This window comes from Serratia sp. K-E0102, assembly GCF_029962625.1.
GTDB lineage: Bacteria > Pseudomonadota > Gammaproteobacteria > Enterobacterales > Enterobacteriaceae > Serratia > Serratia sarumanii.
Genome location: NZ_CP124754.1, coordinates 2,897,289 through 2,918,675, shown reverse-complemented (window position 1 = coordinate 2,918,675; position 21,387 = coordinate 2,897,289). Strand labels below are relative to the sequence as shown.

The following is a 21,387-nucleotide window of genomic DNA, read 5'->3' as shown; positions in this document are numbered from 1 at the left end:
ATGCCGGCCAACGTGAGCCGGCCGGCATTTCGTCTGCGGCGTGGATTACTCGACGCGCAGGATACGGCTGGTATTGGTGGTGCCGACGGTTTCCATCACGTCGCCCTGGGTAACGATCACCAGATCGCCGGAGACCAGGAAGCCCTTGTCGCGCAGGCGATTGACGGCTTCATTGGCGGCGATCACGCCGTCTTTGTGGCTGTCGAAATACACCGGCGTCACGCCGCGATACAGCGCGGTCAGGTTCAGCGTATGCTCATGACGCGACATGGCGAAGATCGGCAGGCCGGAGCTGATGCGCGACATCATCAGCGCGGTGCGGCCGGACTCGGTCATGGCGATCAGCGCGGTAACGCCTTTCAGGTGGTTGGCGGCATACATCGAAGACATGGCAATCGCTTCTTCGATGTTGTCGAACTGCACGTCCAGGCGGTGTTTGGAAACATTGATGCTCGGGATCTTCTCGGCGCCCAGACAAACGCGCGCCATCGCCGCCACGGTTTCCGCCGGGTATTGGCCGGCGGCGGTTTCCGCCGACAGCATAACGGCGTCGGTGCCGTCCAGCACGGCGTTGGCCACGTCCATGACTTCGGCGCGGGTCGGCATCGGGTTGGTGATCATCGACTCCATCATCTGAGTTGCGGTGATCACCGCGCGGTTCAGGGTACGGGCGCGGCGGATCAGTTTCTTCTGAATGCCGACCAGTTCCGGATCGCCGATTTCGACGCCGAGATCGCCACGGGCAACCATCACCACGTCGGAGGCCAGAATAATGTCGTCCATCGCTTCGTCGCTGCAGACCGCTTCGGCACGCTCAACCTTGGACACGATCTTGGCGTTGCAGCCGGCGTCGCGCGCCAGGCGGCGGGCATAGTTCAGGTCTTCACCGGTGCGCGGGAAGGAAACCGCCAGATAGTCGACGCCAATCTTGGCGGCGGTCACGATGTCCGCCTTGTCTTTTTCGGTCAGCGCTTCGGCCGACAGGCCACCGCCGAGCTTATTGATGCCCTTGTTGTTGGACAGCGGGCCGCCGACGGTCACTTCGGTAAACACTTTCATGCCCTGAACTTCGAGCACTTTCAACTGAACGCGGCCGTCGTCGAGCAGCAGGACATCGCCCGGCACCACGTCGGCAGGCAGGCCTTTATAGTCGATACCGACTTTTTCTTTATCGCCTTCGCCTTTTGACAGGTTGGCGTCCAGCAGGAATTTATCGCCCACGTTGAGGAAGATTTTGCCTTCCTTGAAGGTGGAGACGCGGATTTTCGGCCCTTGCAGATCGCCGAGTATAGCGACGTGACGTCCCAGTTTTGCGGCGATTTCGCGCACTTTGTCAGCGCGAGCCTGGTGATCTTCCGGGCTGCCGTGGGAGAAGTTAAGCCGAACTACGTTGGCGCCGGCGGCAATGATCTTTTCCAGATTATTGTCGCGGTCAGTAGCCGGACCCAGGGTGGTAACGATTTTGGTTCTTCTGAGCCGTCTGGACATGTATTACTCCGTTGACTGGTGAAGCAAATATTGGTGTTGCGATAACGTCGGATAACGAAACCAGGCGTGAAATGTAATTTTACAACACTGATATTTCACCCGGGTTACCCGCATGAGCATGTTAACAGGGTACCGCCTCTGATGCCGTCATTCAAATGTCTGTTGAACGGCGATTTTTTCTTCGTCGGGTCACGAATCAAAACTGTTGGGAATGACCACGCCTTTATCAAAGCGCGATTCTTTGAGCGCTTCTTTGACCCGCTTCAAGTTATCTCTGAATTTAGCCCCTCGGCGCAAGGTAAATCCTGTGGCGAGCACGTCAATGAGCGTTAATTGCGCGATCCGTGACACCATCGGCATGTAAACGTCGGTGTCTTCGGGCACGTCGAGCAGCAGAGCGAGGGTCGCCGCCTGGGCGAGCGGGGTGTCGCGCGAGGTGATAGCCAGTACCGTAGCGTCGTTTTCTCGCGCCAGGTGGGCCATCTCCACCAGATTCTTGGTGCGGCCGGTGTGTGAGATCAGCACCACCACGTCGCCTTCGCCGGAGTTCATGCAGCTCATGCGCTGCATAACGATGTCATCGAAGTAGACCACCGGAATGTTGAAGCGGAAAAATTTGTTCATCGCATCGTGCGCTACCGCCGCGGAGGCGCCCAGGCCGAAGAAAGAGATCTTTTTTGCCTGGGTGAGTAGGTCAACCGCACGATTGATTGCGGCAATATCCAAATTTGCCTTTACTGTATCCAGGCTGGCCATGACCGATTCGAAGATCTTGCTGGTATAAGCATCGACGCTGTCGTCTTCCTCGACGTTACGGTTTACGTAGGGCGTGCCGTTAGCCAGGCTTTGGGCGAGATGCAGTTTGAAGTCGGGAAAGCCTTTGGTATCAAGGCGGCGGCAAAAACGGTTGACGGTGGGTTCACTGACGTCGGCCATGCGCGCCAGCGTGGCGATGCTGGAGTGAATGGCGGTCTGCGGGGAGGCCAGGATCACCTCGGCGACTTTCCTTTCAGATTTGCTCAGGAGTTCCAGATGGCTCTGGATTTTGTCCAGCGTATTCATATAACGAGAGTCACTCATGGTTTTATCCCTGTGGCTTTCAAGCAACAGCGTCGAATCTCGCCCGTGTTCGCCGTACAAGCAGACGCCAAACGAGCGGCTGTAACCTGGAATCGATAGGGTATGACGATTTCAAACAAAGGAGAAATCAATGCCGGTTTAGTGAAAATATACTACGTGCTGGTAACCGTTGGCAGTCTCGACAGGGCGTATGCAGGCTTTTTTCACCAGAATATGACCTGTGTCTAACTTTCATAATGGTAACAGAGCGTCAAAAAAGACGAAAAATTACAGTTTTGCCCGGGACGAGGGCGCTGGCGCACATTGGCGCTTCCACTGGAATATTGAGGTCTTTTTTTCTGCTTCTGCGCTGGGTTTGCTGGCCGTAGTCAAACAGAGTACATTAGTAATGTAAGAAAATTACAAATATCCTGCAACGAGGAGATGAACATGGCGGTAACCTCTACAGCCCAGGCGTGTGACCTGGTTATTTTCGGCGCGAAAGGTGATTTGGCGCGCCGTAAGCTGCTGCCTTCCCTGTACCAGTTAGAGAAAGCCGGACACATCCACCCGGAAACGCGGATCATCGGCGTCGGCCGCGCGGAGTGGGATAAAAAAGCCTATACCGAAGTGGTCAAGGAAGCGCTTGGCACCTTCATGAAGGAAAAACTGGATGACGAACTCTGGGCCACGCTGAGCGCACGCCTGGACTTCTGCAATCTGGACGTCAACGACAGCAAGAACTTTACCAAATTGGGTAAAATGCTGGATCAGAAACACCGCACCACCATCAACTACTTCGCCATGCCGCCAAGCACCTTCGGCGCCATCTGCAAAGGGTTGGGTGAAGCCAAGCTGAACCATGAGCCGGCGCGCGTGGTGATGGAGAAGCCGCTGGGCACCGATCTGGCGTCTTCCCGCGTGATCAACGACCAGGTGGCGGAGTACTTCAACGAATCCCAGGTTTACCGTATCGACCACTATCTCGGTAAAGAGACGGTGCTGAACCTGTTGGCGCTGCGTTTCGCCAACTCGCTGTTCGCATCCAACTGGGATAACCGCACCATCGATTCGGTGCAGATCACCGTGGCGGAAGAGGTGGGCATCGAAGGGCGCTGGGGTTACTTCGACCAGGCCGGCCAGATGCGCGACATGATCCAGAACCACCTGCTGCAGATCCTGACCATGATCGCCATGTCGCCGCCGGCGGATCTGACCACTGACCGTATCCGCGACGAGAAGGTGAAGGTACTGCGTTCGCTGCGCCGCATCGATCAGACCAATGTACGGGAAACCACCGTGCGTGGTCAGTACACCGCCGGTTTCGTCCAGGGCAAGAAAGTGCCGGGTTATCTGGAAGAGGAAGGGGCGAACAAGAGCAGCAGCACCGAAACTTTCGTCTCCATCCGCGTGGATATCGACAACTGGCAGTGGGCCGGGGTGCCGTTCTACCTGCGTACCGGTAAACGTCTGCCGACCAAATGCTCGGAAGTGGTGGTGTACTTCAAAAACCCACCGCTTAACCTGTTCAGCGACTCTTACCAACAGCTGCCGCAGAACAAGCTGACCATCCGCCTGCAGCCGGACGAAGGCATCGAAATTCAGGTGCTGAACAAGGTGCCGGGGCTGGATCATAAGCACCGTCTGCAGACCACCAAGCTGGACCTGAGCTTCTCGGAAACCTTCAACCAGGAGCACGTGGCGGACGCCTACGAGCGCCTGCTGCTGGAGACCATGCGCGGCATTCAGGCGCTGTTTGTGCGCCGCGATGAAGTGGAAGAGGCCTGGAAGTGGGTCGACTCCATCATGGACGCATGGAAAGCCGACAACGAGGCGCCGAAGCCTTATCAGGCGGGCACCTGGGGGCCGGTGGCCTCGGTGGCGATGATCACCCGCGACGGCCGTTCCTGGAACGAGTTCGAGTAATGCGCAATGCCGGCAGCCTGTCTGCCGGCTTTTTTTTGCCTGCGATCTGCACGTGGGCCACATCACTTACGGTACGGCCGGACGTCCGCGCATTTGCGCGGAGCCCTGTGGCAGGGGCGTGCCATTGTTAACCGCGAGTAATGGAGAAATAACGATGAAAAACTGGAAAACCAGCGCCGAGCAGATCCTGACGGCAGGGCCGGTGGTGCCTGTTATCGTGATCAACAAGCTGGAGCAGGCGGTGCCGCTGGCGAAAGCGCTGGTTGCCGGCGGCGTGCGGGTATTGGAGGTGACGCTGCGCACCGCCTGTGGGCTGGAGGCGATCCGCGCTATCGCCAAAGAGGTGCCGGAGGCCATTATCGGCGCCGGTACGGTGATCAATCCGCAGCAGCTGCGGGAGGTGACCGAGGCGGGAGCGCAGTTCGCCATCAGCCCGGGGCTGACCGAAGCCTTGCTGCAGGCGGCGACGGCGGGGCCAATCCCGCTGATCCCGGGCATCAGCACCGTTTCCGAGCTGATGCAGGGCATGGATCACGGCCTGCGCGAGTTCAAATTCTTCCCGGCGGAAGCCAACGGCGGCGTGAAGGCGCTGCAGGCGATCGGCGGCCCGTTCCCGCAGGTGCGTTTTTGCCCGACCGGCGGCATTACGCCGAACAACTACCGCGATTATCTGGCGCTGAACAGCGTACTTTGCATCGGCGGTTCCTGGCTGGTGCCGGCGGACGCGCTCGAAAGCGGCGACTACGCGCGCATCACTGAACTGGCGCGCAGCGCCGTCAGCGGGGCTGCGTTGTAACCCGCGCCGCGTCTGGGGTTGGCGCTTATTTGCGCGCCGCGAGTATCGCAAGGCTCAACGCTCCGTTGAGCCTTTTTTAATTTTTATCGTGATTAACGTTCTTATTTTTAAACCGTTTTTTTTCGATTTTTATGAAAACGGCAGTTTGCTTTCTTATTTTGGCTGTGGTAAAAATATCTCAGTCGAAAATTTTAATTTCATGAGGATATTGGGCAAATCGCACGGTGTGCGGCTGATAATAGAGAACGATTATGATGACTATTAACGGAATTACCCTCAGAACCTCTACGTGCCAACTCTTCCTGTCTGCGATCCTTGCCAGTGAGCATCACTGGTGCAGCGAGCTATAGCGTCTTTCTCCCTTAACCGGTGCCGGTAGCGGGCTTTCGCCTTCGCTCTACCGTTCAGCCGGGCAAACATTCTTTTTGCGTTTGGGTCAGTTTATCCCCAGGGATCTCTGCGTCTTGCGCGCCGCAATGCGGCCGTTCGACGAGATAAATCGGGATAAATATGCCTTGGCGCGCGTTATTCGCCGTTTGGGAGAAAAATTATGATTTATTGGATCTTTTTAGGTTTGGCCATCATGACCGAAATCATCGGCACCTTGTCGATGAAATACGCCAGCGTCAATGGCGGCATGATTGGGCACATCGTGATGTACGTGATGATCACCGCGTCTTATGTGTTGCTGTCCGTAGCGGTAAAACGCGTGGCGCTGGGCGTGGCCTATGCGCTGTGGGAAGGCATCGGTATTCTGTTCATTACCCTGTTCAGCGTGCTGTGGTTCGACGAGCCAATCTCGGCGCTGAAGGTGCTGGGTCTGGCTACGCTGATCGCCGGCATCATGCTGGTGAAATCCGGTACCCGCAAAGAGCGAAAACAGGTCAGCCCGCGAGGTAACAACCATGCAACAGTTTGAGTTGTACCACATTGGGTTCCTGGGGCTGGCGATCGTGCTGGAAATCATCGCCAACATCTTCCTGAAGATGTCGGACGGCTTCCGTAAAATTTGGCTGGGGCTGTTGTCGCTGCTGTCGGTGCTCGGCGCGTTCAGCGCCCTGGCGCAGGCGGTGAAGGGCATCGATCTTTCGATCGCTTATGCGCTGTGGGGCGGTTTCGGTATCGCCGCCACCATCGCCGCAGGCTGGATCATGTTCGGCCAGCGGTTGAACGCCAAAGGCTGGATTGGCCTGGCGCTGCTGCTGATGGGGATGGTGATCCTTAAACTGTCCTGATAACGGGCAATAAAAAACCGCAGGCGTTGCCGTCTGCGGTTTTTTTTCGTCTGCGCTCAGGCTTACAGCGCGGCGATGATTTTGATTTCCACCTTGTACTTCGGATTCATCAGCTGCGCCTGCACCGTGCAGCGCACCGGCGCGCTGCCGGCGACCACCCAGGCGTCCCAGGCGGCGTTCATCGCGGCGAAGTCGGTGCTGTTGGCCAGGAAGATGGTGGCGTCCAGAATGCGGCTTTTGTCCGAACCTACGCGCGCCAGCAGCACGTCGATGGCGGCGAGGGCGTTGGCGGTCTGCGCGGTCGCGTCGTCGTCCAGGTTCTCCGGCACGCTGGTGTAGTAAACGGTCTCGTTGTGCACCACGGCTTCGGACCAGCGCTGATCGGGATCAATTCTTTCGATATTCATTTGCTTATCTCCATATCATAGTCCCGCTAAGGGTAGCACAGCCGGTAATGAAAAAGTGCGGCGATAAAGTGGGTGGTAGCCGGGCGGCAGGCTTGGCATAATCACCGCTGAATGACACCGGCAGAGAGACAGCGTGACAGACGATTTTGCAACAGACGGCGCATTGGCGCAGGCTATCAAGGGATTCAAACCGCGTGAGCCGCAGCGGCAGATGGCGCAAGCCGTCACCGAGGCAATCAATTTCAAGCAGGAGCTGGTGGTGGAAGCCGGCACCGGCACCGGCAAAACCTTCGCTTATCTGGCGCCGGCGCTGCGCGCCGATCGCAAAGTGATCATCTCTACCGGTTCGAAAGCGTTGCAGGATCAGCTGTATGCGCGCGATCTGCCCACCGTCGCCAAAGCGTTGAAGTACAAAGGCAAGCTGGCGCTGCTGAAGGGGCGCTCCAATTATCTGTGTCTGGAGCGGCTGGAGCAGCAGTCGATGGCCGGCGGCGAGCTGGCGGGGCAGACGCTGATCGATCTGGTGCAGCTGCGCAAGTGGTCGTCGCAGACCAAAGAGGGCGACATCAGCACCTGCAGCGAAGTGGCGGAAGACAGCTTCGTCTGGCCATTGGTGACCAGCACCAATGACAACTGCCTGGGCAGCGATTGCCCGCTGTATCAGGATTGCTTCGTGGTCAAGGCACGCCGCCGCGCGATGGATGCGGATGTGGTGGTGGTAAACCATCACCTGTTCCTGGCGGATATGGTGGTGAAAGAGGGCGGTTTCGCCGAGCTGATCCCGGAAGCCGAGGTGATGATTTTCGACGAAGCGCACCAAATCCCCGACATCGCCAGCCAGTATTTCGGCCAGCAGCTCACCAGCCGCCAACTGTTGGATTTGGCGAAGGACATCACCATCGCCTACCGCACCGAGGTGCGCGACGCCGCTCAACTGCAAAAAAGTGCCGACCGTCTCAGCCTGAGCACGCAAGATTTCCGTCTGAATCTGGGCGAGCCGGGTTTTCGCGGCAATTTGCGTGACGTGCTCGGCGAACCGAACGTGCAGCGCGCTCTGTTGCTGCTCGATGACGCGTTGGAGCTGTGTTATGACGTGATGAAACTGTCGCTGGGGCGTTCGGCGCTGCTGGACGCCGCCTTTGAGCGCGCCACGCTGTACCGCGCGCGCCTCAAGCGGCTGAAGGCGGTGACGGAGCCTGGCTACAGCTATTGGTATGAATGCAACTCGCGCCATTTCGTGCTGGCGCTGACGCCGCTGACGGTAGCCGATCGGTTCCGCGAAATGCTGGACGAGAAGCCGGGCAGTTGGATCTTTACCTCGGCTACGCTGTCGGTCAACGATCGGTTGGGCCACTTCACCGAACGGTTGGGGCTGACCAAGGCCAAAACGCTGCTGTTGCCGAGCCCGTTCGACTATGCCAAGCAGGCGCTGCTGTGCGTGCCGCGCTTTTTGCCTTCGCCGAATCAGCGCGGCGGAGCGCGCCAGCTGGCGCGCATGCTGCGGCCATTAATTGAAGCCAACAACGGCCGCTGCTTCTTTTTATGCACCTCGCACCAGATGATGCGCGAGCTGGCGGAAGAGTTCCGCGCCACGATGACGTTGCCGGTGCTGTTGCAAGGGGAAACCAGCAAAGGGCAGCTGCTGGCGCAGTTCGTCGCCGCCGGTAACGCGCTGCTGGTGGCGACCAGCAGCTTCTGGGAGGGGGTGGACGTGCGCGGCGATGCGCTGTCCTGCGTCATCATCGATAAACTGCCGTTCACTTCACCGGACGATCCGCTGCTGAAGGCGCGCATTGAAGATTGCCGCCTGCGCGGCGGCGATCCGTTCAATGACGTGCAGCTGCCGGATGCGGTCATCACCCTGAAACAGGGCGTCGGCCGTTTGATCCGCGACACCGACGATCGCGGCGTGCTGGTGATTTGCGATAACCGTCTGGTCATGCGGCCCTACGGCGAGGTGTTCCTCAATAGCCTGCCGCCTACGCCGCGCACCCGCGATTTGAAGCAGGCGATCGCCTTCCTGCAGGCCGCCGACACGTCGGCCACGTGAAAGATGAAGGGCTTACGGGGCTGTGCTACAATGCGCGCCCTGTATGAAAAACCCAGTTTTATTCCCGCCAGAGGTTGGCATGTCCACGCGAATTTTAGCGATCGATACCGCGACGGAAGCCTGTTCCGTCGCCGTCTGGAATCAAGGCGAAATCCACGCCCTGTTTGAGCTGTGCCCACGCGAGCATACGCAACGTATTTTACCTATGGTGCAGCAGGTGCTGGCGGAATCCGGCCTGGCGCTCAACCAGCTCGATGCGCTGGCCTTTGGCCGCGGCCCCGGCAGCTTTACCGGGGTGCGCATCGGCATTGGCATCGCTCAGGGCCTGGCGCTGGGCGCCGATCTGCCGATGCTCGGTATTTCCACGCTGCAAACCATGGCGCAGGGCGCCTGGCGCGTCTGCGGGGCGGAGCGGGTGCTGGCGGCGATAGATGCGCGCATGGGCGAAGTCTACTGGGGGCAGTTCGAACGCCAGGCGGACGGTAGCTGGTTGGAAAGCGAAGGCGAGGCGGTGTTGTCGCCGGCGCAGGCGCTGGAGCGTGCGCAGCGCCTGCAGGGCGAATGGGCCCACGTCGGCACCGGCTGGCAAACCTATCCCGATCTGGTCAAGGGGTCTACGCTGAGCGTGCGTGACGGGCAGATGCTGTTGCCGCAGGCGCAAGACATGCTGCCGCTGGCGCTGCACGCCTGGCAACTGGGGCTGGCGGTGGCGGTGGAAAACGCCGAACCGACCTATCTGCGCAATGAAGTCACCTGGAAAAAACTGCCGGGCCGCGAGTAAGCGCGGCCTATTGTGCTGTTGTTGAGGCCGGGCGATGAAAGCCTGCAACTTGAACGATGAAACGCGGTCAAAGTTACAGCCATTTCAGGAGATTGCGACCATGTTAATCCGCACTGCAAGTAAAAAGCTGTCGCTGCTGGCCGTCGCCTGCGGCGCGCTGGTTCTGTCCGGGTGCGTCACCGTACCGGATGCGATCAAAGGTTCCACCCCTTCGCCGGTGACTCAGCTTTCCTCGGTACAAAATGCACCTAATCTGTTTACCGGCGCGGAAGCCCGCTTCGGCGGCACCGTGGTTAACGTCGCCAACGAGCAAGGGCGCACGGTGCTGGAGATCGCGGCGGTGCCGCTCGACAGCGGTGCGCGGCCGATTTTGGGCGAACCGTCGCGCGGCCGCTTGCTGGCCACGGTAAACGGTTTCCTCGAACCGGTTGATTTCAAAGGTCAGTTGGTGACCGTCGTCGGCCCCATTACCGGTCTGAAAGAGGGGCGTATCGGCATGACGCCGTATCGCTTCGTGACGATGAACGTGACCGGTTTCAAACGCTGGCACCTGGTGCAGCAGGTGGTGATGCCGCCTGCGCCAATGGGCCCCTGGGGCTGGCGCGGTGGCCCGTGGGGACCCGGTTGGGGCGCAGGCTATGGTTGGTACAATCCTGGCCCGGCACAGGTGCAAACCATCGTAACCGAGTAGCATACGCTTGATGTGATCACATTTGACAGGGCGGCTCAGGCCGCCCTTTTGCTTTTTGGGATAAGGAATATCCGACAATTAGTGACGTACATCGCAACCTGAATAATGTTTAAAACCTGCACTGGTCTGCTGAGTTAAAATATTGTTATGGTTAGGCTGCGAGTTTGAGGCTGCGATGATAATTAGTAATGATTTCAGGAGTAATACCTTGGATAAGGTCTGGTTAAAACGGTATCCGGCAGATGTGCCCGCAGAGATTGATGCCGATCGCTATTCGTCGTTGATCGAAATGTTTGAGCATGCCGTGCAGCGCTATGCCGATCAGCCCGCCTTTATCAACATGGGCGAGGTGATGACCTTCCGCAAACTGGAAGAGCGCAGCCGGGCTTTCGCGGCTTACCTGCAAAATGAACTGGGCCTGAAGAAGGGCGACCGCGTCGCGCTGATGATGCCTAATCTGTTGCAATACCCCATCGCCCTGTTCGGCATTCTGCGCGCCGGTATGGTGGTGGTTAACGTCAACCCGCTGTATACCCCGCGCGAGCTGGAACACCAGTTGAACGACAGCGGCGCCAGCGCCATCGTTATCGTCTCCAACTTTGCCCATACGTTGGAAAAAGTGGTGTTCAACACCCAGGTCAAGCACGTGATCCTCACGCGCATGGGCGATCAGCTTTCGGCCGCCAAAGGCACGCTGGTCAACTTTGTGGTCAAGTACATTAAGCGCCTGGTGCCCAAATATAATCTGCCGGACGCCATTTCATTCCGCAGCGCGCTGCAGCGCGGACGCCGTCTGCAATATGTAAAGCCGGACATCATTAATACCGATTTGGCCTTCCTGCAATACACCGGCGGCACCACCGGCGTAGCGAAAGGCGCGATGCTGACGCACCGCAACATGCAGGCCAACCTCGAACAGGCCAAAGCCGCCTACTCGCCGCTGTTCCGTGAAGGGCAGGAACTGGTGGTGACGGCGTTGCCGCTGTACCACATTTTCGCGCTGACGGTGAACTGCCTGCTGTTTATCGATCTGGGCGGGCGCAATTTGCTGATCACCAACCCGCGCGATATTCCGGGGCTGGTGAAGGAGCTGGGCAAATACCCGTTCACCGCCATGAGCGGGGTGAATACTTTGTTCAACGCGTTGCTGAACAACGAAGAGTTCCACAAACTCGACTTCTCCACGCTGCGTTTCTCGGTCGGCGGCGGCATGTCGGTGCAAAAAGCGGTGGCCGAGAAGTGGGAGAAAACCACCGGCAAACACCTGCTGGAAGGCTATGGTCTGACGGAGTGCGCGCCGCTGGTGGCCGGCAACCCTTACGATCTGAAACACTACAGCGGCAGCATCGGCTTACCGGTGCCGTCGACGGATATTCGGCTGTTGGACGACAATGGCCAGGATGTGCCGCCGGGAGAACCGGGCGAACTGTGGGTCAAAGGCCCGCAAGTTATGTTAGGCTATTGGCAACGCCCGGAAGCTACCGACGAAGTGCTGAAAGATGGCTGGTTGGCGACCGGTGATGTGGTGACCGTGGACGAGCAGGGGTTTGTGCGCATCGTCGACCGTAAGAAAGACATGATCCTGGTCTCTGGTTTCAACGTTTACCCGAACGAGATCGAGGACGTGGTCAGCCAGCATCCGAAGGTGCTGGAATGTGCGGCGATCGGGGTACCCAGCGAGGTCTCCGGCGAGACGGTGAAGATCTGCGTGGTGAAGAAAGACGCCTCGCTGACCAAGGAAGAGCTGTTGACCCATTGCCGTCGGCACCTGACCGGGTATAAAGTGCCTAAAATTGTTGAGTTCCGCGATGAATTGCCGAAGTCGAACGTCGGCAAGATTTTGCGGCGAGAACTGCGCGATGAGCTAAAAACGCCGAAACCGGCCGATGCCGCCTAGGTTTCGCTCTTGCGCCTGACTATCGACAACGCCGGTGAATGCCGGCGTTGTTGTGTTTGAATCCTACAAGAGAATGATGTTTTGAATTATCAGTTGATCACTACCGATGCCGGATTGCAGCAGGTCTGCGAGCAGGCGAGAAAGCATGCCCAGATTGCGCTGGACACCGAGTTTGTCAGAACGCGCACCTACTATCCGCAGCTGGGCCTGATCCAGCTCTACGACGGTGAACAACTCTCCCTTATCGATCCTCTGCCGATCAAGCAATGGCAGCCGTTTGTCGACCTGCTGGCCGATACCGCCGTGGTGAAGTTCCTGCATGCCGGCAGTGAAGATCTTGAAGTGTTTCTCAACGCCTTTAAAACGCTGCCGACGCCGATGGTCGATACCCAGATCCTGGCGGCGTTTACCGGCCGGCCGCTCTCCTGCGGTTTCGCGACGCTGGTGGCGGAGTATATGAAAGTTGAGCTGGACAAGAGCGAGTCGCGCACCGACTGGCTGGCGCGCCCGCTGACCGAAAGGCAGTGCGTGTACGCAGCCGCCGACGTGTTCTATCTGCTGCCGATGGCCAAACAGCTGGTGCAGGAGACCGAAGAGGCCGGTTGGACCGCGGCGGCCAACAATGAGTGCCTGCTGCTGTGCCAGCGCCGCAGCGAGGCGCTGGTGCCGGAATTGGCCTATCGCGAAATCAGCAATGCCTGGCAGCTGCGCCCGCGTCAGCTCGGTTGTTTGCAGAAGTTGGCGCAATGGCGGCTGCGCCAGGCGCGCGAGCGCGATCTGGCGGTAAACTTCGTGGTGCGTGAGGAAAACCTGTGGCAGGTGGCGCGCTGTATGCCGTCTTCGCTGGGAGAACTGGATTCGCTGGGCCTGAGCGGGCCGGAGATCCGTTATCACGGTAAAACGCTGCTGGCGCTGGTGGCGGAGGCCGAAGCGCTGGACGAATCCGAGCTGCCGGCGCCGTTGGCTAACCTGATCGATCAGCCGGGCTACAAGAAGGTGTTCAAAGACATCAAGGCGGCGATCGCTACCGTCAGCGAGCAAAGCGGGTTGAGCAGCGAGCTGCTGGCATCCCGTCGCCAAATTAACCAATTGCTGAACTGGCATTGGCAACTGAAAGACGGCGAAAGTCGCCCTGAATTAATCAGCGGCTGGCGCGGCGATCTATTAATGGCACCGCTGCAGGACATCCTGAAAGATTATTAATCGCTGATTATCATCAGGGCAGGGTAGGGAAACTCTGCTCGGGTGAATATAGGCAGGAAATAATGCGTTGAAGGTAAATCTGGCCAGAATTTACTTTAAACGAGGCGGCGGCAAAGTTAATTGGGAATAGTCCCAAAGGGAAAAATCGCTTTTTTGCTGCCGATAAAGCTTAATAACTGGATGCACATACAGTTACCCCCTGCATAAAATATACAGGGGGTAATTAATGCGTCGCAATCATTTAGCTGCTTCTTCCGATTCCGGTAATGTCACGTTAAGTTCAAGTACCGAAATATCGTCCCCTTTCTGCTCGAACTGCACGTGCAGCATTTCAGGATCGATCTGAATGTATTTGCAAATAACCGCCAGAATATCGCGTTTCAGATCAGGCAGATACGGGGGCTCACTGTCCCCGCGACGACGCTCTGCGACGATAATCTGCAGCCGTTCCTTGGCTATATTGGCTGTCTGTTTTTTGCGGGACAGAAAGAAGTCTAATAAGGCCATGGTTTATCCCCCAAAAAGGCGTTTCAGGAAACCCTTCTTCTCTTCTTCAATGAAGCGGAATGGGCGTTCTTCCCCCAACAAGCGGCAAACGGTATCGTCGTACGCCTTACCGGCGTCTGACTCGGCATCCAGAATGACAGGCTCACCCTGGTTGGAAGCGCGCAGCACGGACTGGTCTTCCGGGATCACACCCACCAGTGGAATGCGCAGGATTTCCAGCACGTCTTCCATGCTCAGCATGTCGCCACGGCTGACGCGGCCCGGGTTGTAACGGGTCAGCAGCAGGTGTTCCTTGATGGGCGACTCGCCTTTCTCGGCGCGGCGTGACTTGGAGGAGAGGATGCCCAGGATACGGTCGGAGTCGCGTACCGAAGACACTTCCGGGTTGGTGGTGATGATAGCTTCGTCGGCGAAATACAGCGCCATCAGCGCACCGGTTTCGATACCGGCCGGTGAATCGCACACCACGAAGTCAAAATCCATCTCGCCGAGATCGTTGAGAATTTTTTCAACGCCTTCGCGGGTCAACGCGTCTTTGTCGCGCGTCTGCGAAGCAGGCAGGATATAGAGGTTTTCAGTGCGTTTGTCTTTGATTAACGCCTGATTCAGCGTGGCATCGCCCTGAATCACGTTCACGAAATCATACACTACCCGACGTTCGCAGCCCATGATCAGGTCAAGATTACGCAGGCCGATATCGAAATCGATCACGACGGTTTTCTTGCCTTTCTGGGCCAGGCCGGTAGCGATGGCCGCGCTCGAAGTGGTCTTGCCAACGCCCCCTTTACCCGATGTAACAACAATAATGCGTGCCATGAAATGGATTCCTTGTCAAAAGGGCTTAATTTAAAGGTTGTATGGTTAAAGCGTTATCCAACAGGCTGAGTCGTACGGCCTGCCCGACGTAATCGGACGGGATTTGGTCGCTCAACCAGTACTGCCCTGCGATAGAGACTAGCTCAGCCGCCAGGTGGGTGCAAAAAATCTGACATTGCGTGTCGCCTGACGCGCCTGCCAGTGCGCGACCGCGCATCATGCCGTAGACATGAATGTTGCCGTCGGCAATCAGTTCGGCGCCGGCGCTGACGCTGCTGGTCACGATAAGATCGCAGTTGCGGGCGTAAATCTGTTGGCCGGAACGGACAGGCGTGCTGATGATGCGCGTTTTGGCGGGGGCGTTATCCGCCACCACGGGCGCAGGTGCAGGCTCCGGCGCCGCCATTTTCTGGCCTTTGCCTTCGCTCAGCAGCGGCAGCCCGGCGCGGGCTATCGCGCGCTTTTGACGCTCATCTCTGCAACCGCTGATACCCACAACGCGCAGACCTGCTGCCGCGACAGCCTGTTGAAGTTCTTTCCAGTTCGCATCACCTTCCAGCGTTGCGACGTTGATAACAACAGGGGCGTTTTTCAGAAAAGCGGGCGCTTGCTCAACTTTTTCCTGTAACGCCTGACGTATTACCTCGGGCTGCGAATTATGCAAATGAACAACCGATAGGGTAAAACTGCTGCCTTTTAGCTCAATTGGCGATTGTGACATCTATCCTGACTCAGTCTCAGCAACTTTAAATCCCCGGAATACCACTCGGGGTGCGATATTCCGATGTACTATAAGCATGTTATAGTCAGAGTTATATCCAGGCAAGACGCTCCCTCAATTAAATAGAGTTAAAAAAATGCTTTGTGTGATCTATAGAAGCCCGAAACGCGATCAAACTTATCTTTATGTCGAAAAAAAAGACGATTTCTCTCGTGTGCCAGAGGATCTGATGAAAAGTTTCGGCGTGCCGCAATTCGCCATGATGCTTTCGCTCGATGAGCGCAAGAAATTGGCCTCGGCGGATATCGAAAAGGTGAAGCAGGCGTTGAAAGACGAAGGCTATTACCTGCAGTTCCCGCCGCCGGTTGAAAACCTGCTCAATCAGCATCTGGCGGGCGACAAGGCCTGAGACAGTCGCCACGGGCAAGGGAGGCGCGATGACACGTTCGGCGAGAAGAACCGTATTGGCCGCCTGGCTGGCGCTGGGCGGTGTGCTGATGCCCGGCGCGCCGCAGGCGGCTCAGGAGACGACGCTGGCGGCGAGCGGCCGCGATCCGGCGCAGTTCCCGGCGTATGTCGAGCAGCTCAAGCGCCGGGCGCGGGAGCAGGGCATCAGCCAGGGCACCCTTGACCGCGCTTTTGCGCAAATCCATTTCGTCGATCGGGTGATCAAGGCCGATCGCAATCAGCCGGAGCAGAAAATTACCCTGGACGACTACCTGCGGCGAGTGATGTCGCCCGCCAAGGTGCGCCAAGGGCGCGAACTGTATCGGCAGCGCCAGGCGCAATGGGCGCGCGCCAGCGAACGCTACCGGGTGCCGGGGCGCTATATCATTGCGCTGTGGGGCATGGAGAGCGCCTACGGCAAGATTCAGGGGCGGGAAGACGTGGTGTCCGCGCTGGCGACGCTGGCGTTTGAAGGGCGCCGCGAGGCCTTTTTCAGCCAGGAGCTGATGGCGGCACTGCGGATAGTCGAGCAGGGGCACGTCGGCGATACGCCGCTGAAAGGCTCATGGGCCGGCGCGATGGGGCAATGCCAGTTTATGCCGAGCTCTTTCTTACGCTACGCGGCGGACGGCGACGGTGACGGGCGCATCGATATCTGGAATAACATTGATGACGTCTTTGCGTCTACGGCCAGTTATTTGTCCAAGGAGGGCTGGCAGCCCGGTATCGGCTGGGGGCGCGAGGTTAAACTGCCCGCCGGTTTCAAGCGATCCGAGCTGGGGTTGAAAGACGCGCAGGCGCGCAGCGTCAACGCCTGGCAACAGCGCGGGGTGCGTCGTGCGGATGGCAGTGCATTGCCGCATGCCGTCCAGCGCGGTTGGATCATCGCGCCGGATGATCTCCAGGGGCGGACGTTCCTGGTCTATGATAATTTCCGCACCCTCATGCACTGGAATCGCTCTTACTATTTCGCCATCGCCGTGGGTATGATGGCGGACGCGATCGGGCATTGATCCGGCACACCAATAATCGGCTTGGCGCGCCAAGCCTCCACAGTTTGGGAGAAGCGGTATGTATCAACATAGAGACTGGCAGGGTTCGCTGCTCGATTTCCCGGTGAACAAGGTGGTTTGTGTCGGCAGCAACTACGCCGATCACATCAAGGAAATGGGCAGTGCGGTTTCCGTCGAGCCGGTGGTGTTCATCAAACCGGAAACGGCGCTGTGCGATATTCGTCAGCCGGTGGCTATCCCCAAAGAGTTCGGTGCGGTGCACCATGAGGTGGAGCTGGCGGTATTGATCGGCACGCCGTTGAAACAGGCCAACGAAGACCGCGTTGCGCGGGCGATCGCTGGCTACGGCGTGGCGCTCGATCTGACGCTGCGCGATCTGCAGGCGGGTTTTAAAAAGGCCGGTCAGCCGTGGGAAAAGGCCAAGGCTTTCGACGGTTCCTGCCCGATGTCGGGGTTTATCCCGGTGGCGGAATTTGGCGATCCGCAAAACGCCGAGCTGTCATTGACCGTTAACGATCAACTGCGCCAGCAGGGCAATACGCGTGACATGATCACGCCGATCCTGCCGCTTATCAGTTACATGAGCCGTTTCTTCACGCTGCGCGCCGGCGACATCATCCTGACCGGCACGCCGCAGGGCGTAGGCCCGATGGCCTCCGGCGACATGCTGAAAATCAGTCTGAACGGCAAAATGCTCAGCACCCGCGTGATCTGATCTCTCGCCGCCGGCGCCGTCGGCGGCAAAGCTTGCATCTTGCGGCTAAAATGTCTATATAGTCCCCCCTCGAACCTGTGCGCAGGTGACTTATCCATTTACCGAAACCGGACGCTAACATGTCACAACTCGCTTTTTGGCAACAGAAAACGCTGGCGGAAATGTCAGAACAAGAGTGGGAATCGCTGTGCGACGGGTGCGGGCAATGCTGTTTGAATAAGCTGATCGACGAAGATACCGACGAGATTTATTTTACCAACGTAGCCTGCAACCAGCTCAACATCAAATCCTGCCAATGCCGCAACTACGAGCGGCGCTTCGAGCTGGAAGAAGACTGCATCAAACTGACGCGCGAGAACCTCACCACCTTCGATTGGTTGCCGCCGACCTGCGCCTATCGCCTGATCGGCGAAGGCAAGCCGCTGTTCCCCTGGCATCCGCTGCTGAGCGGCTCCAAGGCGGCGATGCACGGCGAGCGCATCACGGTGCGGCATATCGCGGTGCGCGAGAGCGAAGTGGTGGACTGGCAGGACCATATCCTCAACAAGCCGGACTGGGCCAGATAAAGGCGGGCGCCTGCAGGGCAAAATGGGGCTTCATGCAAGAGGGCGGCGTGTTCAGACATGCCGCCCTCTTGCATTATTTAACCATTGGCGTGCGAATGGCGTTGACGCTCGAGGCCGGACAGAGGGAAATTTCAACATTTGATTCAAGGATGATAGGGGCTTGCGTAATAGGAGGTAGGGGGAAAAAAGCCCCTGCAAAGATGAGGGGCAAGACACACAACAACACCAGGGAAATCGGTAGTACTCACTTTGCCGATACTATAAGGATTTTATGGGTAAACTTCACCAAAATATTGTGCTCTGAATGTGACAAAGGTGCAGTCGTTCATTAGTAACGGTAATTTATTGATGCCTGTAGGTAGGGAGGGCCGCGCTGGCGCAGCCTGTTTTTACCCGCCGGCGTCGCAGAAGTTTAATGTTATGTAAATTACGCGCTTAACCGCGCCAGGATGCTTCTTTTCAAACGATAAGTTGGGTAATTTGGCCGCTCTCCCGCAAGTTCGAGAGTATAACAATGAAAATGGTCCGTCTGTTTGCCGTGGCTGGAGCGCTGATCGTGCTCGTTTACTTCCTTACACATACCTGAGAGGGTTTTATCTCGGAATGTGACAGCAATACCTAAAAAAACGGCGCCTTTCGGCGCCGTTGTTGTTTGTCAGCCGATCAGTGGCCGAACAGATCGCGGCGACGTGGGCGAACAAATTGTGCGATCAGCACAATCAGCGCCACCAGCAGATAGGCGCCGAAGATGCCGACCAGCCACTGCGGCATTTCCAGCGTCAGGAATTGCCATTGGCGCACGGAGCAGTCGCCGGAAGCGTGGAACACCGCCGGCAGCCATTTGTCCAGCGGCAGCCACGAAGGGAAGCTCACGAAGAAGTCGCAGGTATTGAACGGCGAAGGGTGCAACTGGATCATGGTGTGCTTCCACGCCAGCTGGAGGCCTTCCCAGGCGCTGTAGATCCACAGCAAGATCGCCGCGTAGCGCAGCGGGGTTTTCGGCGCGATGGCGCCCACCAGAGAGGCACCGAGAATGCCGAACAGCGCACAACGCTCATAAATGCACATCACGCACGGCTGCAGCAGCATAACGTGCTGAAAATAGAGCGCGACCAGTTCCAACACCAACGCTGTCAGGGCCATTAGCAGCCAGGCGCCGCGTCCTTGTGAACAGCGGTTAAAGAATTGCAACATATCTAGATTCTTCCATGCAGTAAGCAATTGAACCGGCAGTGTAAACCAATTCCTCCTCGCTGCCAGCCACCTGGGCTGGATTCAGCGTAAAAATAGTCGGTTCACCCTGCCGGCACCGTTTCAGTGGCCGACGGCGTCGACGGGCGGCAGCGTCAGCCAATGCCACTGGGTCAACAGCTCGGTCGCCGGTTCCAGCGTGAACTGGACGCACAGCAAGCCAACCACCGTCAGCACCACCGTATAAGGCAGGGCCATCCACACCATACGGCCATACGACAGACGCACCAGCGGCGCCAATGCCGACGTCAGCAGGAACAGAAACGCCGCTTGCCCGTTAGGGGTGGCAACCGATGGCAGGTTGGTGCCGGTATTGATGGCGACCGCCAGCAGCTCGAACTGCTTCAGCCCGATAGCGCCGGTTTCCAGCGCGGTGCGCGCCTCGTTGATGTAAACCGTGCCGACGAACACGTTGTCGGAAACCGACGACAGCAGGCCGTTGAACAGATAGAACAGCGAAAGCTGAGAGGCGGGCTCGGCGCGCAGCACGAACTGGATCACCGGGCTGAACAGGTGCTGTTCGATGATCACCGCGACCACGGTGAAAAACACCGTCAGCAGAGCGGTGAACGGCAGCGCTTCCTGGAACGCTTTGCCGATGGCGTGCTCATCGTTCACGCCGCACAGGGAGGTGGCGAGCACGATCACCGACAGGCCGATCAGCCCCACTTCCGCCAGGTGGAAGGCCAGCGCCAGCACCAGCCAAACGCCGATCAGCGCCTGCATCACCAGTTTGAGCCGTTCTTGCTTGCTGCGGCCCGCGGTGGCCTTGCGGTCATACTCTTTCAGCACGTCGCGCACCGCCTCCGGCAACTGCGCGCCGTAGCCAAACAGGCGAAAACGTTCTACCAGCCAACAAACCAGCAGGCCGCACACCAGCACCGGCAGCGTGACCGGCGCCATACGCAGGAAGAAATCGATAAAGCCCCAGCCCGCGTTTTTGGCGATGATCAGGTTCTGCGGCTCGCCCACCATGGTCATGACCCCGCCGAGCGCGGTGCCGACGCCGGCGTGCATCAGTAGGCTGCGCAGAAAGGCGCGGAATTGCTCCAGCGTCTGTTTACGCTCTTCACCGGCGAAATCGCTGTCATCGCCGATGTCGCCATCGGGGCGATTCGAGGTCACGTTGTGATAGATGGAATAAAAGCCGGTGGCCACGCTGATCACTACCGCCACGACCGTCAGCGCGTCGAGGAAGGCGGAAAGTAAGGCGGCGGCCAGGCAGAACGCCAGCGACAGCAGCGTTTTCGAACGGATATTGAGCAGCAGCTTGGTGAACACGAACAGTAGCAGCTGCTTCATAAAGTAGATGCCGGCCACCATAAAGATCAGCAGCAGCAGCACTTCCAGGTTATGTTCGATTTCCTGCGAAACCTGCGCCGGGCTGGTCATGCCGATGGCCACCGCCTCCAGCGCCAGCAGGCCGCCCGGCAGCAGCGGATAGCATTTCAGCGCCATCGCCAGGGTAAAGATGAACTCGACCACCAGCAGCCAGCCCGCGATAAACGGGCTGGCGAAAAAGAACACCAGGGGGTTGATCGCCAGAAAAATGAGAATGGTCAGTTTGTACCAGTCGGGAGATTGCCCCAGAAAATTTTTGAGCAGGGCGCTGCGCAAGGTTGTTTCCATTGTCCTTTATGCATCCTTAAATCAGTCGTAGCACGTACCCTAACAATGCGGCGGGGGCGGGCGCAACCGGAGCTTGTTTTACGGCGGCAAATTTCTGCCGGCCGGTGTTTTTGCTCGTTTTTTGCCACGTTATGCACACTTTCGTTTATTGTTTTTCGCTCACGCTATGTCATGTCAGCGCGATCTGGT

General features: G+C 58.1%; 21 protein-coding genes. 13 read left to right on the top strand and 8 right to left on the bottom strand.

Going from position 1 to position 21,387, the window contains the following annotated elements:
* Positions 1-45: 45 nt before the first annotated feature.
* Together pyk and SSARUM2_RS13955 are read right to left on the bottom strand one after the other, a co-directional pair.
* A complete protein-coding gene (gene pyk / locus SSARUM2_RS13960) occupies positions 46-1,488 on the bottom strand; it encodes a pyruvate kinase (protein ID WP_019452801.1) in 1,443 nt (480 codons plus the stop codon).
* Between the two features lie 189 nt (positions 1,489-1,677).
* Complete coding sequence (locus SSARUM2_RS13955; RefSeq protein ID WP_033634845.1) at positions 1,678-2,550, bottom strand: MurR/RpiR family transcriptional regulator; 873 nt, start codon at positions 2,548-2,550, stop codon at positions 1,678-1,680.
* A gap of 447 nt (positions 2,551-2,997) precedes the next feature.
* Here SSARUM2_RS13955 and zwf point away from each other — a divergent pair, with 447 nt between their 5' ends.
* The 4 genes from zwf to mdtI all read left to right on the top strand — a co-directional run bounded on the left by zwf (position 2,998) and on the right by mdtI (position 6,504).
* Entirely contained in the window at positions 2,998-4,473 is a 1,476-nt protein-coding gene (gene zwf / locus SSARUM2_RS13950) for a glucose-6-phosphate dehydrogenase (RefSeq protein ID WP_033634844.1), read from the top strand.
* Between the two features lie 154 nt (positions 4,474-4,627).
* On the top strand, positions 4,628-5,269 hold the full coding sequence (locus SSARUM2_RS13945) for a bifunctional 4-hydroxy-2-oxoglutarate aldolase/2-dehydro-3-deoxy-phosphogluconate aldolase (RefSeq protein ID WP_033634842.1): 642 nt from the start codon (positions 4,628-4,630) through the stop codon (positions 5,267-5,269).
* A 550-nt stretch (positions 5,270-5,819) separates the two neighbouring features.
* Complete coding sequence (gene mdtJ, locus SSARUM2_RS13940) at positions 5,820-6,188, top strand: multidrug/spermidine efflux SMR transporter subunit MdtJ (protein WP_033634840.1); 369 nt, start codon at positions 5,820-5,822, stop codon at positions 6,186-6,188.
* Entirely contained in the window at positions 6,175-6,504 is a 330-nt protein-coding gene (gene mdtI / locus SSARUM2_RS13935; RefSeq protein ID WP_033634839.1) for a multidrug/spermidine efflux SMR transporter subunit MdtI, read from the top strand. Before mdtJ ends, mdtI begins: the two co-directional genes overlap by 14 nt.
* Before the next feature lie 62 nt (positions 6,505-6,566).
* Here the strand turns inward: mdtI and SSARUM2_RS13930 are convergent, their stop codons facing one another.
* Positions 6,567-6,911 carry a RidA family protein gene (locus SSARUM2_RS13930; RefSeq protein WP_033654399.1) on the bottom strand — a complete coding sequence of 115 codons (345 nt, stop codon included), beginning with the start codon at positions 6,909-6,911 and terminating at the stop codon, positions 6,567-6,569.
* Between the two features lie 133 nt (positions 6,912-7,044).
* Between SSARUM2_RS13930 and SSARUM2_RS13925 the strand changes: the two genes are divergently transcribed.
* The 5 genes from SSARUM2_RS13925 (at position 7,045) to rnd (ending at position 13,533) form a co-directional block, all read left to right on the top strand.
* The gene (locus tag SSARUM2_RS13925; protein WP_033647629.1) at positions 7,045-8,961 is read left to right on the top strand and encodes an ATP-dependent DNA helicase; all 1,917 of its coding nucleotides are present in this window, start codon (positions 7,045-7,047) and stop codon (positions 8,959-8,961) included.
* A 79-nt stretch (positions 8,962-9,040) separates the two neighbouring features.
* Complete coding sequence (gene tsaB, locus SSARUM2_RS13920; RefSeq protein ID WP_041035465.1) at positions 9,041-9,742, top strand: tRNA (adenosine(37)-N6)-threonylcarbamoyltransferase complex dimerization subunit type 1 TsaB; 702 nt, start codon at positions 9,041-9,043, stop codon at positions 9,740-9,742.
* Between the two features lie 100 nt (positions 9,743-9,842).
* Positions 9,843-10,433, top strand: coding sequence for a Slp family lipoprotein (locus SSARUM2_RS13915; protein ID WP_033638506.1), 591 nt, complete (start codon positions 9,843-9,845; stop codon positions 10,431-10,433).
* Between the two features lie 208 nt (positions 10,434-10,641).
* Entirely contained in the window at positions 10,642-12,330 is a 1,689-nt protein-coding gene (gene fadD, locus SSARUM2_RS13910) for a long-chain-fatty-acid--CoA ligase FadD (protein WP_033654397.1), read from the top strand.
* 81 nt (positions 12,331-12,411) lie between these two features.
* A complete protein-coding gene (gene rnd / locus SSARUM2_RS13905) occupies positions 12,412-13,533 on the top strand; it encodes a ribonuclease D (protein WP_125460729.1) in 1,122 nt (373 codons plus the stop codon).
* Positions 13,534-13,770: 237 nt separating this feature from the next.
* Here the strand turns inward: rnd and minE are convergent, their stop codons facing one another.
* Genes minE through minC form a run of 3 tightly spaced genes read right to left on the bottom strand, consistent with a single transcriptional unit; the run spans position 13,771 to position 15,577 of the window.
* The gene (gene minE, locus SSARUM2_RS13900; protein ID WP_004932303.1) at positions 13,771-14,040 is read right to left on the bottom strand and encodes a cell division topological specificity factor MinE; all 270 of its coding nucleotides are present in this window, start codon (positions 14,038-14,040) and stop codon (positions 13,771-13,773) included.
* A 3-nt stretch (positions 14,041-14,043) separates the two neighbouring features.
* Positions 14,044-14,856: a septum site-determining protein MinD gene (gene minD / locus SSARUM2_RS13895; RefSeq protein WP_016927452.1), complete on the bottom strand. Its 813-nt coding sequence runs from the start codon at positions 14,854-14,856 to the stop codon at positions 14,044-14,046.
* 25 nt (positions 14,857-14,881) lie between these two features.
* Entirely contained in the window at positions 14,882-15,577 is a 696-nt protein-coding gene (minC, locus tag SSARUM2_RS13890; protein WP_025303113.1) for a septum site-determining protein MinC, read from the bottom strand.
* Between the two features lie 136 nt (positions 15,578-15,713).
* Here minC and SSARUM2_RS13885 point away from each other — a divergent pair, with 136 nt between their 5' ends.
* The 4 genes from SSARUM2_RS13885 to SSARUM2_RS13870 all read left to right on the top strand — a co-directional run bounded on the left by SSARUM2_RS13885 (position 15,714) and on the right by SSARUM2_RS13870 (position 18,318).
* Positions 15,714-15,986, top strand: coding sequence for a YcgL domain-containing protein (locus tag SSARUM2_RS13885; protein WP_033634832.1), 273 nt, complete (start codon positions 15,714-15,716; stop codon positions 15,984-15,986).
* A gap of 88 nt (positions 15,987-16,074) precedes the next feature.
* Positions 16,075-17,037, top strand: coding sequence for a lytic murein transglycosylase (locus tag SSARUM2_RS13880; protein ID WP_223307190.1), 963 nt, complete (start codon positions 16,075-16,077; stop codon positions 17,035-17,037).
* A 58-nt stretch (positions 17,038-17,095) separates the two neighbouring features.
* Entirely contained in the window at positions 17,096-17,752 is a 657-nt protein-coding gene (locus SSARUM2_RS13875; RefSeq protein WP_033634830.1) for a fumarylacetoacetate hydrolase family protein, read from the top strand.
* Positions 17,753-17,871: 119 nt separating this feature from the next.
* A complete protein-coding gene (locus SSARUM2_RS13870; protein ID WP_025159803.1) occupies positions 17,872-18,318 on the top strand; it encodes a YcgN family cysteine cluster protein in 447 nt (148 codons plus the stop codon).
* Between the two features lie 663 nt (positions 18,319-18,981).
* Here the strand turns inward: SSARUM2_RS13870 and dsbB are convergent.
* Complete coding sequence (gene dsbB, locus SSARUM2_RS13865) at positions 18,982-19,512, bottom strand: disulfide bond formation protein DsbB (RefSeq protein WP_060438577.1); 531 nt, start codon at positions 19,510-19,512, stop codon at positions 18,982-18,984.
* A 120-nt stretch (positions 19,513-19,632) separates the two neighbouring features.
* Complete coding sequence (gene nhaB, locus SSARUM2_RS13860) at positions 19,633-21,198, bottom strand: sodium/proton antiporter NhaB (protein ID WP_049212905.1); 1,566 nt, start codon at positions 21,196-21,198, stop codon at positions 19,633-19,635.
* Positions 21,199-21,387: the final 189 nt, after the last annotated feature.

Coding starts and splice junctions, on each gene's coding strand:
- nhaB (WP_049212905.1), bottom strand. CDS start 21,198: ATGGAAACAACCTTGCGCAGCGCCCTGCTCAAAAATTTTCTGGGGCAA.
- SSARUM2_RS13880 (WP_223307190.1), top strand. CDS start 16,075: ATGCCCGGCGCGCCGCAGGCGGCTCAGGAGACGACGCTGGCGGCGAGC.
- pyk (WP_019452801.1), bottom strand. CDS start 1,488: ATGTCCAGACGGCTCAGAAGAACCAAAATCGTTACCACCCTGGGTCCG.
- mdtI (WP_033634839.1), top strand. CDS start 6,175: ATGCAACAGTTTGAGTTGTACCACATTGGGTTCCTGGGGCTGGCGATC.
- tsaB (WP_041035465.1), top strand. CDS start 9,041: ATGTCCACGCGAATTTTAGCGATCGATACCGCGACGGAAGCCTGTTCC.
- SSARUM2_RS13915 (WP_033638506.1), top strand. CDS start 9,843: ATGTTAATCCGCACTGCAAGTAAAAAGCTGTCGCTGCTGGCCGTCGCC.
- SSARUM2_RS13875 (WP_033634830.1), top strand. CDS start 17,096: ATGTATCAACATAGAGACTGGCAGGGTTCGCTGCTCGATTTCCCGGTG.
- SSARUM2_RS13885 (WP_033634832.1), top strand. CDS start 15,714: ATGCTTTGTGTGATCTATAGAAGCCCGAAACGCGATCAAACTTATCTT.
- zwf (WP_033634844.1), top strand. CDS start 2,998: ATGGCGGTAACCTCTACAGCCCAGGCGTGTGACCTGGTTATTTTCGGC.
- SSARUM2_RS13955 (WP_033634845.1), bottom strand. CDS start 2,550: ATGAATACGCTGGACAAAATCCAGAGCCATCTGGAACTCCTGAGCAAA.
- mdtJ (WP_033634840.1), top strand. CDS start 5,820: ATGATTTATTGGATCTTTTTAGGTTTGGCCATCATGACCGAAATCATC.
- SSARUM2_RS13870 (WP_025159803.1), top strand. CDS start 17,872: ATGTCACAACTCGCTTTTTGGCAACAGAAAACGCTGGCGGAAATGTCA.
- dsbB (WP_060438577.1), bottom strand. CDS start 19,512: ATGTTGCAATTCTTTAACCGCTGTTCACAAGGACGCGGCGCCTGGCTG.
- SSARUM2_RS13930 (WP_033654399.1), bottom strand. CDS start 6,911: ATGAATATCGAAAGAATTGATCCCGATCAGCGCTGGTCCGAAGCCGTG.
- minC (WP_025303113.1), bottom strand. CDS start 15,577: ATGTCACAATCGCCAATTGAGCTAAAAGGCAGCAGTTTTACCCTATCG.
- SSARUM2_RS13945 (WP_033634842.1), top strand. CDS start 4,628: ATGAAAAACTGGAAAACCAGCGCCGAGCAGATCCTGACGGCAGGGCCG.
- minE (WP_004932303.1), bottom strand. CDS start 14,040: ATGGCCTTATTAGACTTCTTTCTGTCCCGCAAAAAACAGACAGCCAAT.
- minD (WP_016927452.1), bottom strand. CDS start 14,856: ATGGCACGCATTATTGTTGTTACATCGGGTAAAGGGGGCGTTGGCAAG.